The sequence below is a fragment of the Ruminococcus turbiniformis genome (assembly GCF_020687545.1).
GTDB lineage: Bacteria > Bacillota > Clostridia > Lachnospirales > Lachnospiraceae > Mediterraneibacter > Mediterraneibacter turbiniformis.
Window position 1 is genome coordinate 46941 of the sequence record NZ_JAJEQX010000016.1, and the last position, 13925, is coordinate 60865.

General features: G+C 52.6%; 11 protein-coding genes. 1 reads left to right on the forward strand and 10 read right to left on the reverse strand.

Annotated features, from left to right (window positions below):
- Positions 1 to 8 precede the first annotated feature (8 nt).
- The 3 genes from yajC to LKD70_RS10000 form a co-directional block, all read right to left on the reverse strand.
- Entirely contained in the window at positions 9 to 284 is a 276-nt protein-coding gene (gene yajC, locus LKD70_RS09990; RefSeq protein WP_456115014.1) for a preprotein translocase subunit YajC, read from the reverse strand.
- A 104-nt stretch (positions 285 to 388) separates the two neighbouring features.
- Positions 389 to 1516 (reverse strand): tRNA guanosine(34) transglycosylase Tgt, encoded by a 1128-nt coding sequence (tgt, locus tag LKD70_RS09995; protein ID WP_227707887.1) that lies wholly within the window; start codon positions 1514 to 1516, stop codon positions 389 to 391.
- A gap of 75 nt (positions 1517 to 1591) precedes the next feature.
- Positions 1592 to 3349 (reverse strand): L,D-transpeptidase family protein, encoded by a 1758-nt coding sequence (locus LKD70_RS10000; protein WP_320442600.1) that lies wholly within the window; start codon positions 3347 to 3349, stop codon positions 1592 to 1594.
- A gap of 223 nt (positions 3350 to 3572) precedes the next feature.
- Between LKD70_RS10000 and aroC the strand changes: the two genes are divergently transcribed.
- Positions 3573 to 4718 carry a chorismate synthase gene (gene aroC, locus LKD70_RS10005; protein WP_227707888.1) on the forward strand — a complete coding sequence of 382 codons (1146 nt, stop codon included), beginning with the start codon at positions 3573 to 3575 and terminating at the stop codon, positions 4716 to 4718.
- On the opposite strand, the gene LKD70_RS10010 is transcribed toward aroC, so the two are convergent.
- The 7 genes from LKD70_RS10010 to pap form a co-directional block, all read right to left on the reverse strand.
- Positions 4680 to 6350 (reverse strand): nucleoside kinase, encoded by a 1671-nt coding sequence (locus tag LKD70_RS10010; protein WP_227707889.1) that lies wholly within the window; start codon positions 6348 to 6350, stop codon positions 4680 to 4682. The two genes, aroC and LKD70_RS10010, sit on opposite strands and share 39 nt — an antisense overlap.
- A 10-nt stretch (positions 6351 to 6360) precedes the next feature.
- Positions 6361 to 7143: a Nif3-like dinuclear metal center hexameric protein gene (locus LKD70_RS10015; RefSeq protein WP_227707890.1), complete on the reverse strand. Its 783-nt coding sequence runs from the start codon at positions 7141 to 7143 to the stop codon at positions 6361 to 6363.
- Entirely contained in the window at positions 7130 to 7969 is an 840-nt protein-coding gene (locus LKD70_RS10020; protein ID WP_227707891.1) for a class I SAM-dependent methyltransferase, read from the reverse strand. The genes LKD70_RS10015 and LKD70_RS10020 overlap by 14 nt, the downstream gene beginning before the upstream one ends.
- A gap of 18 nt (positions 7970 to 7987) precedes the next feature.
- Positions 7988 to 9106, reverse strand: a complete 1119-nt coding sequence (rpoD, locus tag LKD70_RS10025; RefSeq protein WP_227707892.1) for an RNA polymerase sigma factor RpoD — start codon at positions 9104 to 9106, stop codon at positions 7988 to 7990.
- Positions 9107 to 9163: 57 nt separating this feature from the next.
- Positions 9164 to 10954: a DNA primase gene (dnaG, locus tag LKD70_RS10030; protein WP_227707893.1), complete on the reverse strand. Its 1791-nt coding sequence runs from the start codon at positions 10952 to 10954 to the stop codon at positions 9164 to 9166.
- A gap of 145 nt (positions 10955 to 11099) precedes the next feature.
- Positions 11100 to 12101, reverse strand: a complete 1002-nt coding sequence (locus LKD70_RS10035) for a deoxyguanosinetriphosphate triphosphohydrolase (protein WP_227707916.1) — start codon at positions 12099 to 12101, stop codon at positions 11100 to 11102.
- A 24-nt stretch (positions 12102 to 12125) separates the two neighbouring features.
- Positions 12126 to 13661 carry a polyphosphate:AMP phosphotransferase gene (gene pap, locus LKD70_RS10040; protein WP_227707894.1) on the reverse strand — a complete coding sequence of 512 codons (1536 nt, stop codon included), beginning with the start codon at positions 13659 to 13661 and terminating at the stop codon, positions 12126 to 12128.
- Between the last annotated feature and the right edge of the window lie 264 nt (positions 13662 to 13925).

Consider the following 13925-nt stretch of genomic DNA (forward strand, 5'->3'; position numbering starts at 1 on the left):
CTTTTGGATTATTCCGCATTCGGTTTTTCAATCTGAGCGATCGCCGCTTTCTGCATCGGAATACGGCAGTTCTTGTTGTTTCCGAACTCAACGATTACATCCTCGTCCGTGATATCGATGATCACGCCGTAGAAACCGCTTGTCGTCAGAGCCGTATCTCCCACTTCCATGGATGCCAGCATCGCCTGAACTCTCTTCTGCTCCTTTTTCTGAGGACGCATAAGAAGGAACCACATCAGGGCCAGAACAGCGATCCACACTATAAGCATGCTTATCATATCCATAACTATATTCCTCCTGACTTTCTATCCGACAATAAGATTACTATACACAAAAATAGGATATTCTTCAAGTATCTTTTTGAAAAAACAGCGCTTCCGGGCCTATTTTATCGTCCCGAGAGCCCTTCCAGTTTTTTCTTCTTATATGACTGGTACTCTCCTGCGTCGATGGCGTCCCGGATCTCCTCCATCATCGTGTTGTAGAAATACAGATTGTGAAGAACACAGAGCCGCATTCCGAGCATCTCCTTTGCCTTGAGCAGGTGCCGGATATAGGCGCGGCTGTAGCTTCTGCAGGCCGGACACCCGCACCCCTCCTCAATGGGGCGCTCGTCCAGCTCATATTTCGCGTTGAACAGGTTCATTTTCCCGTGATTGGTATACACGTGGCCGTGGCGGCCGTTTCGGGAGGGGTAAACACAGTCGAAAAAGTCCACGCCTCTGTCCACCGCCTCGAGTATATTCGCCGGCGTTCCCACACCCATCAGATAGGTGGGTTTCTTCTCCGGCAGATGGGGCACAACCGCATCCAGAATCCGGTACATCTCCTCGTGGCTCTCTCCGACCGCAAGGCCGCCCACCGCGTATCCGTCCAGATCAAGTTCCGTAATCTTCTGCGCGTGTTCAATCCGGATATCCTCGTAGATGCCCCCCTGGTTAATCCCGAAGAGGAGCTGATGGGGATTGATCGTATCCGGCAGGGAGTTCAGCCTTGCCATCTCGTCCTTGCAGCGCTTCAGCCAGCGCGCCGTCCGGTCCACGGAGTTTCCGATATATTTCCGGTCCGCCGTGCTGGGCGGACACTCGTCAAAGGCCATTGCAATCGTGGAGGCAAGGTTGGACTGAATCTGCATGCTCTCCTCCGGCCCCATGAAAATCTTTCTCCCGTCGATATGGGAGTTAAAATGCACGCCCTCCTCTTTGATCTTTCTCAGAGAGGCAAGCGAAAACACCTGGAATCCCCCGGAATCCGTCAGAATCGGCCTGTCCCAGTTCATAAAACGGTGAAGCCCGCCCAGCTTTTTCACAATCTCATCCCCCGGGCGCACATGGAGATGGTATGTGTTGGACAGCTCCACCTGGGTTTTGATCTGTCTGAGATCATCCGTCGAGACGGCGCCCTTGATGGCCGCGGCCGTTCCCACGTTCATGAAGACCGGTGTCTCGATCGTTCCATGCACCGTGTGAAGGCGTCCGCGCTTTGCCTTCCCGTCTTTTTTCAGCAGTTCATACATTGATGTCTCCCTCATATTTCCTTATCTTCATCTTCGTTCTGTTTCGTTATATTTCCCTGTCTGCATCATCTTCGGTTAGTAGTGAATCACAACCGGCGTCCCCGCGCTGAGCATGTTAAACAGCGCCCCCGCCTGGTCAACCGGCATGTTCACGCATCCGTGGGATCCCGCTGTCTGATAGCGTGACCCGCCGAACGAGGACTGCCAGTTGGCGTCGTGGAATCCGTGTCCCTGCCACGTAAACGGCATCCAGTAGGAAACCGGCGTCTCGTAGATCGGTTTTCCCGTACTGGGATTTATCTCGCCCTTAAGCGTCGCGTTTCTCTCAGTGTAGAGGATATCATACACTCCCTCGGGCGTCTGTCTGTTGTCTGCCGGAAGCCCTGTCACCACGTCTGTCTCAAGTGCAATGCTTCCGTCCACAATATACCACATATGCTGGGTCGACAGATCCACCTCGAGATAGGTCGTGCCCCAGTCCTGGGCAGAATGGGACGCCGCCGTCTGGGCATAGGCCGGCTCTCTGGTCACCACTTCCCCGTTCTGAATGCTGGCGATCAGGTTCTGCGTCTCTGTCTCCTCGTCGATGGACCAGCCGTATGTGCCTCCTGACACCTGAGCCGTCTTTCCGGTCGGCGTGGTGATCGTCCTTGTCGCCCCGACCGTATCATAGGTTGAACCGAACTGGCGCATCCACTCTCTCACCGCGTCCTGATTTAAGGACACCTGCATGTTCTCATCATAAGTAAGCCAGGTGGAGATCAGCGCCTTGTCCACCACCACATTTTCTGTCATCGTATATGTCACGCTCGCCTTGCAGTACTGGTTCATAACGTCGCACGCTTCCTGCACTTCCGGAGACTCGGATGTATACTGAGGCATCTTGTAGCACTCTTCCTCCATCATATCAAGGCTTGTTCTGAACTCTGTAATATACTCTTTGATCTTTGATGTCAGTGCGTCAACATCCACTGCAGTCCCGTAGACTTCCGGCTCCACCACAAAAGACTCACCGTCAAACTTCGGATATGCGGACACCGGGTCCGTCTGCTCCTGCGTCACCGCCTGGATTTCCTGGATCTTCTGCGTCAGTTCTCCCTGATCGTACTCTACGTCAATGGTCACATCGGTATTTGTCTTTGAAAACAGCGACGTGATCCACAGCAGCGGATTCTGCGCCTCAAGCGCATCCTGAATATCTGAATTTTCCTTGTACTGAAGAGAGATATCACTGCCTTTGATTACGTCAGTCACTCCGTCCTTCTCCACCAGTGTAAGCTCATAGCCGTCCACCTGGCTTCTCAAGTACTCTTCTACCTCAGCCGCCGTCGCGCCGGAAAAATCCTTTCCGTTGATGGACGTATTTATGTAGAAGTGACTGATAAAGAACGCGGAAACTCCCAGATAAATCACAAGCAGGGCGCCGGCAATGCTTCCTGCAATAATCAGCGGCTTCCTGGGAATCGTGCGTTTCCCGCCTTTTCTTCTGTTTCTTCGTCTTCTGTTCTTCATTTTTCTTCCCGGCTGTTCTCTGTATGCTCCGGCACGGTCCTCTGCAGTCTCTTCTTCGCTCTCATCCGTCTCAGGATCATATGCGGGTTCGCCGTCCTCATCATATGCGCTTTCATCGTCCCCGTCATATGCGATTTCATCATCCCCGTCATATGCGATTTCATCATCCTCAGCGTTGTATACGATTTCGTCTTCCGCGTCATACGCAGTCCCGCTGCCTTCCGGGCCTTCCTTCTCTTCCCCGGTCTCATTCAGGAACAGTTCTTCCCCCTCTGTTTTATCCTGATGTATGTCAGATTTCCTGATCTCGTCTCTGCTCATCAGTTCATCAACTCTCCTTTTTCAGCATCTCGGCAACATTATAGTACGATTCTCATGAAAAGTACAGGAAATAATATAATCTTCAAACAATTTTAAAAAATGGGAATTTCTCCGCTCTTGTCATCAGACATTTCTTCCTATATAATGTTTTCTGAACGTCTATCACGTTCCCCGGCGCTGCTGTTTTGCGGCAGATTCCGGGCAGACAGAAAGGAGACTATCAATGAGCGGTTCATCATTTGGAAAAATATTCAGCATCACAACATGGGGTGAATCTCACGGCGCGGGAATCGGTGTCGTCATCGACGGATGCCCCGCCGGAATCCCGCTGACTGAAAACGAGATTCAGAGATACCTTGACCGGAGGAAACCGGGGCAGAGCAAATACACAACAAAGAGAAACGAGTCGGACTCCGTGGAGATCCTCTCCGGCGTGTTCGAGGGAGTGACAACGGGCACACCCATCTCCCTTCTCGTGCGCAATCAGGATCAGCGCTCCCGCGATTACGGAAATATTGCTTCCACATTCCGGCCGGGACATGCTGACTATCCGTTCACGGAAAAATACGGGATCCGCGACTACCGCGGCGGCGGGCGTTCCTCAGGCCGTGAAACAATCGGCCGGGTGGCCGCAGGTGCAGTTGCTTCCCTTCTTTTAAAGGAACTCGGCATCTCGGTCCGGGCCTACACGAAATCCATCGGTCCATATGAAATTGACGAAAAGGATTATCACTTTGAAGAGATCGAAGAGAACAGCCTCTATATGCCGAACAGAAAAACAGCAGAAAAAGCAGGGGAATACATCTCCTCCCTGATGGCGGAGACGGATTCCTGCGGCGGCATCATCGAGTGTACCGCAGACGGACTGCCGGTCGGAATCGGTGAACCCGTATTCGACAAGCTGGACGCCATGCTCGCCCGCGCCGTCATGTCCATCGGAGCGGTGAAAGGCGTGGAGATCGGCGACGGTTTTGCCGCTGCCTCCTCCGTCGGAAGCCGGAACAATGACCCGTTTTTCTCAGAAGGCGGCGTCATCCGCAAGAAAAGCAACCACGCCGGCGGTACGCTGGGCGGATTAAGCGACGGCTCCCGCCTCGTTCTCCGTGCGGCTGTAAAGCCGACTTCCTCCATCTCCAGAGAACAGAGCACCGTAAACACCGACGGGGAGAATGTCCGGATGCGCGTCGTCGGAAGACACGATCCGGTCATCGTCCCCCGTGCGGTTGTTGTCGTGGAGGCCATGACCGCGCTTACCATCGCGGATCTTCTTCTGCAGAACATGTGCAGCCGCATGGAAAACATAAAGAAAGTCTATGGCGCACACACGGGCTCAGACACGGAAGCAGCCTCCGCCGATGAACTCTCTTAACAGAGAGTTTGTCGGCACATACTCGCTTCCGATGCCTACAAAGTAGTCGAAAAATTTCAGAAGGCGCTTCGCCTCCAGATATTCCTCCGTATCCTTGTCAACTCCAAAGAGAAGCGGCTCCACATACTGTTTGAGCACAGCCAGCTCATAGAGAAGCGAAGAATTGAACATCACATCCGCTTCCTCCTGGAAGGGGAAGATGTTTCTTTCCTCCCCGCGCCTTACGGATGGCCACATGGAGATGGTCTTTGAAGCGGACGCTCCTCTCGTGCGCGCATCCCGGACAAGCCTCCGGATCAGACGTCCGTCCGTGGACGGGATACGGTTGTGTTCATCAATATTGAGCTGGGTCAGTGCGCTGATATAGATTTTGAATTTGTTCGCATCATCCATGTACTCCGTAAGTTTCGGATTCAGGCAGTGAATCCCCTCGATCACAAGGATATCGTTCTCACCCAGCCGTTTCGGCCGGCTCTCATACTTCCGTTTCCCGGTTTTGAAGTCAAACACAGGAAGATATACGCTCTCTCCGTTGAGAAGCGCCTGCATGTCTTCATTAAACTTCTCAATGTCAATCGCCTCCAGGCATTCAAAGTCATAGTTTCCTTCGCTGTCTCTCGGCGTGTGTTCACGGTCCACGAAATAATTGTCCACCGCAATCGGATGAGGCTTCAGCCCATTGACCCGGAGCTGGATGGACAGTCTGTGTGAGAACGTCGTCTTTCCCGAAGAGGACGGTCCCGCAACAAGAACGAAGCGGATGTTGCCCCGCTCTGAGATCTGCTTTGCGATTTCTCCGATCTGGCGCTCCTGGTGGGCTTCCTGCACGAGCACCACCTCCCGCATATCCCCCCGGGTAATCATGTCGTTCAGGGCGCCTACCGTGTCGATCTCCTGGCAGTCTCCCCACTGCACAGACTCTTTGAGCACACGGAAGAGCTTCGGACTTGCACAGAAATCCGGCACCTCCTCCGGACGTTCTTTTGCCGGCATCTGAATCACAAATCCCCCGCCGTAGAGGTGGAGGGAGAAGTATTTCAGGCATCCCGCGTCCGGCACCATATATCCGTAGAAATAATCTTCAAACTCGTTGATGCTGTATATATTCACCTTTGAGACTCTCCGGTATTCAAAGAGTCTCTCCTTGTCGTACATTCCGTGCCTGTGGAAGAGCTCGAGGGCGTCATCCGTGTGTACGCTCCTCTTTTTGAGCGGGATTTTCGCGTCTGAGAGTTCATGCATCCGCTTTGAGACTTTGTCCAGGAACTCTTCTGTCAGTTTCACATCCCCCTCCACAGTACAGTAGTAGCCCTTGTCCAGTGAAAAGTGGATGCGCACACGCTCGATCCGGTCGTGCCCGGCCACATCGTGAACCGCCTTTACAAGCAGAAAGCACATGCTTCTTTTGTAGGCGGCATGCCCGATCGGGTCCGCCGTTGTGACAAACGTAAGCTCACAGTCTTCCTGTACCGTCTTTGCCAGTTCCTGAAGATGATACTCTCCCTCAAACACAAGCACAATCTGATGCTCGTACCGGGGCTGTACCTCCTCCGCGATCTCTCTGTAAGTTGTTCCCGCCCTGTATTCTCTCGTCTCACCGCCTATAGTCACTCTGCATAACTTTTCTGCCATCTGCTTCCTCCTAAATCACCTGAAAAGGATGAACGACCGGAGCCGTTCCGACTTCGAGCACGGGCAGCTTTTCCGCAAGGAACTGCCTCATATCCTCGATAAAAATATATTCTGTTCCGTAATGGCCGGCATCGATCACCGCAAGATTCTGCTCCACCGCATCCAGCCCGTCATGGTGCCCGATATCCCCTGTCACGAGGACGTCCGCGCCCTTTGCCAATGCAGGCCCCACGGCCGACTTGCCCGAACCCGGAGATATGGCAAGCCTTTTCACTTTCTTCTCCATGTCTCCGAATACTTTCAGGCTTCCCAGATTCAGTTTATGTTTGATATAGACGCAGCATTCCTCAAGAGTCATCTCTTTTTCCAGCTCTCCGATCCGCCCGATTCCCTCGGGGAGGCCGTCCTTTTCCATTGTCACATCGAGAACTTTCGCATCTTTAAGCCCCAGCTTTCTCTTTGCGAGATCCGCCATGCCAAGCACGTCATAGTTTGTGTGCATGGCATAGTAAGAGATATCGTTTTGTATCAGCTTCAGCACTCTTCTCGACACAAAGTCCTCATCCGTCACCCTCTTAAGCGGGGAGAAAATCAGCGGGTGATGGGTAATGAGCATGTCTGCTCCCCACGCAGCCGCCTCCTCGATCACCGCGTCTGTGGCGTCCAGGGCAATATACACCCGGGAGACTTCCCGGTCAGTTCTGCCAGCCAAAAGCCCCACATTGTCAAAATCAAGCGCCGCTTCCCTCGGGTAGGACGCCTCGATCACCCGGATAATCTCACTGCATTTCATAGTATTTCATCCCTTTCCGCACGCATTCAAGTTCCCCGGCCAGCTCTTCCTTCCGTTTCAGAGCCCGCCCGTTTTCTGCATGTTCCAGTTTTTTCAGCAGATTTTCCTTCAGTTCTGTCTCCTTTTCCAGATACTCCCGAAGCACAGGGTTTCTGCTCTCAAGAAGGAGCCTGCCGTATCTGAGCTGTACATCATCCCACATTTCCATACCGTTGTCTGCCTTCGCCGGCGCATCCTTCTCTGCTCCCGCTTTCTCGCAGGATCCGGCGCCGCTTTCCGCACCGCTGCTGTCTGACGCCGCGTTTGCCGCCACATTTGCCGCCGCGTTTTCCCGCCGCCTCGCGGCTTCGGCCGGGGGCAGCACTTTCATCATAGGATAGTACTTTCCGCTCTCCTCCACCATATTTTCTTTTATAAAGAAAAAACCTTCCTCTAAAAGAAAGGCTCTCATTTTTTCGATCTCGGACTGGGGCTGGAGAATACATTCTTTCAACGTGTTCACCACACCGAGTCCTTCTTTCAGGATGCGGATCATAAGGGGACCGCCCATACCGGCGATCACCGCGGACTCACACTCTCCCTCCTGAAGCGAGGCAAACCCGTCGGAGAGCCTTGTGTCGATCCGCCCGGAAAGTCCGTGCTCCGCGATATTCTCCCGCGCTTTCTGAAGCGGGCCGCGGTTCACGTCCATTGCCACCGCGCCGGGGATCTTCCCTCTCTCCGCCAGATAAATGGGAATATAGGCGTGGTCCGTGCCGATATCCGCCAGACGGAATCCGGCGGTCACAAGGTCTGCGACCGCCTGAAGTCTTATCGATAATTCCATACTGTATTTTCTCCCGCGTCAGTCCAGATAATCCCGGAGTTTTCTGCTTCTGCTCGGATGACGGAGCTTTCTCAGCGCCTTCGCCTCGATCTGACGGATACGCTCTCTGGTCACGTCGAACTCCTTGCCCACTTCCTCCAGAGTGCGGGCACGCCCGTCATTCATTCCGAAGCGGAGACGCAGTACTTTCTGCTCTCTCTCCGTCAGCGTGTCGAGCACCTCGTCAAGCTGCTCTTTTAAGAGCGTCTGCGCGGCAGCCTCTGCCGGAACCGGCACATTGTCGTCCTGGATAAAGTCGCCCAGGTGGCTGTCCTCCTCCTCACCAATGGGTGTTTCCAGAGACACCGGCTCCTGGGAGATCTTCAGGATCTCACGCACACGGTCCACAGGCATGTCCAGTTCCTTTGCGATCTCCTCCGGCAGGGGCTCTCTTCCCAGCTCCTGGAGAAGCTGTCTGGACACCCGGATCAGCTTGTTGATCGTCTCCACCATATGCACCGGAATACGGATCGTTCTCGCCTGGTCCGCGATTGCGCGGGTGATTGCCTGGCGGATCCACCATGTAGCGTAAGTACTGAACTTGTATCCCTTGTGATAGTCAAACTTCTCCACAGCCTTGATAAGACCCAGATTTCCCTCCTGGATCAGGTCGAGAAAGAGCATTCCTCTTCCCACATACCGCTTCGCGATGCTCACAACAAGACGCAGGTTCGCCTCCGCCAGTTCTTTCTTGGCGTCCTCGTCTCCCTCTTCCATTCTCTTGGCAAGCTCAATCTCGCGCTCCGCGCTCAGAAGGGGGACTTTTCCGATCTCTTTTAAATACATCCGAACCGGATCTTCAATGCTCACACCCTCGGGAACTGAGAGATCGATATTCTCCATATCCACCTCTTCCTCATCGGATATGATGTCATCCAGATCCATATCCGCCTCATCGTCGATATCTCCGCTGATGCGCAGTACGTCGATGTTGTTTGCCTCGAGGTAGTCAAACACCTTCTCCATCTGCTCTGTTGTCAGTTCCATGTCTGTAAAGAAGTCATTGATCTCCTGAACATCGAGTATGCTTTTCTTTTTCTTACCCATTGCAACGAGTTCATTCATTCTTTCCAGAAATTTCTGTGCGTTTTCTTCCATGTGTCCATCCTTCCTCTGCCGGCGCGCCCGCGCAGGCTGTCTTGTTTTATTTTATCCTCAATCAATAGAAATATGCAGTGCTTTCAGGTCCTCCAGCTTCCGCTTTTCTTCCATCAGGTGCTGAAGTCCCGCCATGTCCGCAGGATCCAGGTTCATTGTCCGGACATCGATACTGTGGCTTTTCACCCGCAGTATAATATCTTTTAACGCCTGCTCCTCCTCTTCCTTTGTCCTGAGTTCCCTGATCCTTGTATGGAACAGAGACGCGGCTTCCCTGTGCTCCTCCTCACCGGTAAAGTGATCCAGTATTCTGGCCGGGTTCAGCTCACCGTTCTCATGCTGCTCAAAAAGGAGCTGCGCAACGGTTCTGTAAATTTCCCCGGTAAAATCATCCGGACTGATCAGTCTGCTGATCTTTGAAAAGTGGGTTTCATCCTCGATCATCCAGGTGAGAAGCGCCTTCTGGGACGTAAGAATTCCGTCTTCCTTCGTTCCCTTCGTCCCGGCCGCCTTTGCCCCTTCCGCCCGTTTCGGACGCTCTGAGGGCCGCGCCATTCCGGCGCTGACCGCCATCTTCACGACAAGCTTTTTCAGACTGTCAACACTGACTCTGTAAGCCGACGCGACCGCCTCCGTGTAATTGTCCCGCTCAAGTTCGTCCTCGAACTCCGCCAGTCTTCCCGCTGCCTCTCTTAAAAAGGCTGTTTTTCCCTCAGGGGAATTCATGTCGTAGTTCTTCTCCAACGTCTCCAGCGTGAACATGAACCCGTTTCTCGCCTGGCCGATCCGCTTTTCATACTCTTCGGCTCCCAGGTTTTTGATAAACTCATCCGGGTCCTTGTACGGGTCCATCCGCACCACTTTTGCCGTGATTCCCGCGTCTCTCAGTATGGGGACGGCCCGTAAGGCTGCGCGCGTGCCCGCCTCATCACTGTCATATGTAAGGTAGACTTCCTTCACATAGCGTTTGATCAGGGAAGCGTGCCCGGGGGTGAGCGCGGTTCCAAGCGAAGCCACTGCGTTTGTAAATCCCGCCTGGTGCAGGGAGATCACATCCATATACCCCTCGCACAGGAGGAAATACGGTTTCTTGGACGTTCTCGCCCGGTTCAGCCCGTACAGGTTCCGGCTCTTATCGAACACTGCGGTCTCAGGAGAATTCAAATACTTCGGTTTCGCATCCCCCATCACACGGCCGCCGAACCCGATCACCCGGCTGTTCACATCCATGATCGGAAAGATCACCCGGTTCCAGAACTTGTCGTACACACCCTGTTTCTCGTCCGTATTGATCAGTCCGGCCTGGCGGATCAGATCCTCGCTGTAGCCCTTCTGCCTGAGGTACTTATAGAGATCGTCACTGTACTTGTTGGAATATCCAAGCCCGAACGCCGTGATTGTCTCATCAGACAGTTCTCTGTTTTTCAGATATGTATAGGCCTGTTTTCCTCTCTCCGATTTCAGCTGCACGTAAAAGTATTTTGCAGCCGTCTTGTTTACCTCCAGAATAGACGCCTTTAAGTCTGCCTTTTCCTTTGCCTCTTTCGAGTATTCCATCTCAGGAAGCTCAATCCCGGCACGGTCCGCCAGAAATTTCACCGCCTCCACAAAAGAAAAATTCTCATATTCCATGAGAAATGTATATACATTGCCGCCCGCGCCGCATCCGAAACAGTAGTACATCTGTTTCTGCCTGCTGACGGAAAAAGACGGTGATTTTTCATTGTGGAACGGACAGAGCCCGAAATAGGAACTGCCCTTTTTCTGCAGCCGGACATACCCGGATATCACATCTACTATATCATTTCTTGTCCTTATCTCTTCAATCAGCTCATCGGAATAGTACATGTTCTGCCTCCAAAAAGAATACCCTATTATTTATATTCGACAAAACTTCTTTCTTTCCTTTATTTTTTTAAATTTTCCATATTTTTAAATCAGCGTCAGTGTACAGGGGGACAATACGCCCCTGTACACTGACGCTGTCATGCTTTCAGATCTTCCATGCTTCGGGGACAAAATAGTCCTGGAACTTCTTCACAGCGTAGGAATCCGTCATCCCCGCAATGTGGTCGCACACGGTCTGTTCCAGGCTCACGCCGGGATGTGCAAGCGCCTTTTTAAACTGTTCCGGGAGCGCATCCGGATGCTTCATATAATAGTCATAGAGCTGTTCGACCATATGTACCGCCTTGTCTTCCTCCCCCTTTGCCTTCGGGTTTAAGTACACATTCTCAAACATAAACGCTCTCAGATCCGACATGGCCTTTTCCACCCGCGGGGACATGCAGATCTCCGGACGCTCCATACTGTTCGTGATCACGTCGTGCACAAGCGTGTTGAGCCGCTCCCGGCAGGAATTGCCAAGCACGGCGCGCAGATCGGCGGGAATGTCATCCTCGGTCAGAATCCCGCCCCGGATCGCATCATCCATATCGTGATAGATATACGCCAGCTTGTCGGAGAGCCGGACCACCTGGCCTTCCAGCGTGGCAGGATGCCCCGCTGTCTGGTGGTTTAAAATTCCGTCCCTGACTTCCCACGTCAGATTCAGGCCGCGCCCCTCCTTCTCAATACAGTCCACCACCCGCAGGCTCTGTACCTGATGTGAAAAATGATAAACCGTATTCAGTGCTCTCTCCCCGGCGTGTCCGAAGGGCGTATGCCCCAGGTCATGGCCCAGGGCAATGGCCTCCACAAGATCTTCGTTTAAGCGCAGCGCCTTTGCGATCGTCCTTGCGTTCTGCGAAACTTCCAGCGTGTGGGTCAGGCGGGTCCGGTAATGATCCCCTTTCGGCAGAAGAAACACCTGCGTCTTCTGCTTGAGTCTGCGGAACGCCTTGCAGTGCAGGATGCGGTCTCTGTCGCGCTGGAAAACAGGGCGGATATCGCACTGGGGCTCGTCTTTTAAGCGCCCCTTTGATTCACGGCTTAACGTGGCATATCTGCTCAGGTACTCTGTTTCCCGTTCCTCGAGCTGCTCTCTGATCGTCATCGTCATTGTCATTCTCACTTCTTCCTACTTCTCTTTGATCCGCTTCTCAATGGCGTCCACAACCGTCTTGAGCACTTTGATGCGGGCATAGTATTTGTCATTGCCCTCCACAACAACCCACGGGGCATAATCAGTGGATGTGCGCATCAGCATCTCATTGACCGCCTCCTCGTACAGATCCCATTTCTCCCTGTTTCTCCAGTCTTCGTCTGTAATCTTCCACTGTTTTTCCGGATTCTCCTGTCTTTCCTTAAATCTGCGCTCCTGTTCATCCCGGTCAATGTGCATCCAGAATTTGATCACGACCGCGCCGGCGTCATACAGGTCCTTCTCCATGTCATTGATCTCCCTGTACGCCCGTTTCCACTCCTCTTCCGTACAGAATCCTTCGATCCGTTCCACCATGACGCGCCCGTACCAGGTGCGGTCGAAAATGGCGATGTGTCCGTCTTTCGGTATTGCCCTCCAGAACCGCCACAGATAATGGTGCGCCTTCTCAATGTCATTGGGCGACGCCGTGGGATTCACTCTGTATCCTCTGGGATCCATCTTTGCGGTCAGCCGTTTGATGGCCCCGCCTTTTCCTCCGGCGTCCCAGCCCTCAAATCCGAGCACAACGGGAATCCTTCTCCGGTAGAGTTCGCCGTGGAGCTTCTCGATCTTTTTCTGAAGCCTGTCCAGTTTTTCCTTATACTCTTCCCTCGTGCAGCTCAAAGTGAGATCTGCTTTCGAGAGAATGGACACCTGAAGATCTTTCATCTCATTTCCCGTCTGCCGCGCAATCTCTGCGACCACATCCGTTTCCCCTGCAATGGTTTTCTTTTCTTCCGCCTCCAAAGCCAGCCCGCGGACTTTCTCCACCTGATCCGCCATCGCCTTGATCACCGTCGTATAAATCTTAAGCTCGGCGAATCTTTTGTCTGTCGCCTCGATAATCGTCCACGGCGCATAGTCCGTATCTGTCGCGAACAGCATCTCTTCCATCATGTCCGCATACTCCTCATATCTGGCATTTCTCTCCCGGTCACCCTGGCTGACTCTCCAGGCTGTCTCCTTGTTCTTTTCCAGCTTGTCAAACCTCTTCTTCTGCTCCTTTTTATCGATATCCAGGAACAGTTTGATGATCAGGCTGCCATCTTCAGAGAGCTGCTGCTCAAAGGAGTTGATGGAATGAAACGCCATGGGCATCTCGTTTTCCTTTGTCCGCTTCTCGAATCTGTCGATCAGAACTCTTCTGTACCAGCTCCCGTCATATATGGCAATCCTGCCTCTCGCCGGAGTCTTTGTCCAGAACCTCCACATGAACGGATGCATCCGCTCCTCTTCTGTCTCGTTCTTGATCGGATAGACTTCAAACCCTCTCGGGTCCATACTCTGAATCAGGCGGCCGATCTGAAGGCCTTTTCCGGCTGCGCCGAACCCTTCAAACACAATCATAACCGGAATCTCCAGCGCCTTGCATTCTCTCTGGAGCCTTCCCAGCCGTGCTTCAAGCTGAGGCATTTTCTGTTTATATTCCTCTTTGGACAGTTTTTTTGACAGATCTACTTTTTCCAGCATATCAGTTCCTCCACCCTTCTTATTCTGATATTATTGGCAGGTTTCATTAAATTATTGTAATTATATCATATAATGCATAAAATACACATAAATATTATTTAAGCTGTGCTTTTTTCAAACTTTTCAGTTTCGAGCGGGTGGAGTAATCGTTGATGCCGAATCTGACGGTTGATGTCAGCGTTGATGTCAATACAGAAAATGAGCTTCATCCATCAGATGAAACTCATTCTGTGAAAATGAAAAAAGCTCTGAATCTTCAGGGCT

What these genes read in the sequence shown, in the direction of transcription:
- dnaG (WP_227707893.1), bottom strand. Translation starts at nt 10,954, where the DNA reads ATGTACTATTCCGATGAGCTGATTGAAGAGATAAGGACAAGAAATGAT.
- LKD70_RS10020 (WP_227707891.1), bottom strand. Translation starts at nt 7,969, where the DNA reads ATGGAATTATCGATAAGACTTCAGGCGGTCGCAGACCTTGTGACCGCC.
- yajC (WP_456115014.1), bottom strand. Translation starts at nt 284, where the DNA reads ATGGATATGATAAGCATGCTTATAGTGTGGATCGCTGTTCTGGCCCTG.
- aroC (WP_227707888.1), top strand. Translation starts at nt 3,573, where the DNA reads ATGAGCGGTTCATCATTTGGAAAAATATTCAGCATCACAACATGGGGT.
- tgt (WP_227707887.1), bottom strand. Translation starts at nt 1,516, where the DNA reads ATGTATGAACTGCTGAAAAAAGACGGGAAGGCAAAGCGCGGACGCCTT.
- LKD70_RS10035 (WP_227707916.1), bottom strand. Translation starts at nt 12,101, where the DNA reads ATGACGATCAGAGAGCAGCTCGAGGAACGGGAAACAGAGTACCTGAGC.
- LKD70_RS10010 (WP_227707889.1), bottom strand. Translation starts at nt 6,350, where the DNA reads ATGGCAGAAAAGTTATGCAGAGTGACTATAGGCGGTGAGACGAGAGAA.
- pap (WP_227707894.1), bottom strand. Translation starts at nt 13,661, where the DNA reads ATGCTGGAAAAAGTAGATCTGTCAAAAAAACTGTCCAAAGAGGAATAT.
- LKD70_RS10000 (WP_320442600.1), bottom strand. Translation starts at nt 3,349, where the DNA reads ATGAGCAGAGACGAGATCAGGAAATCTGACATACATCAGGATAAAACA.
- rpoD (WP_227707892.1), bottom strand. Translation starts at nt 9,106, where the DNA reads ATGGAAGAAAACGCACAGAAATTTCTGGAAAGAATGAATGAACTCGTT.
- LKD70_RS10015 (WP_227707890.1), bottom strand. Translation starts at nt 7,143, where the DNA reads ATGAAATGCAGTGAGATTATCCGGGTGATCGAGGCGTCCTACCCGAGG.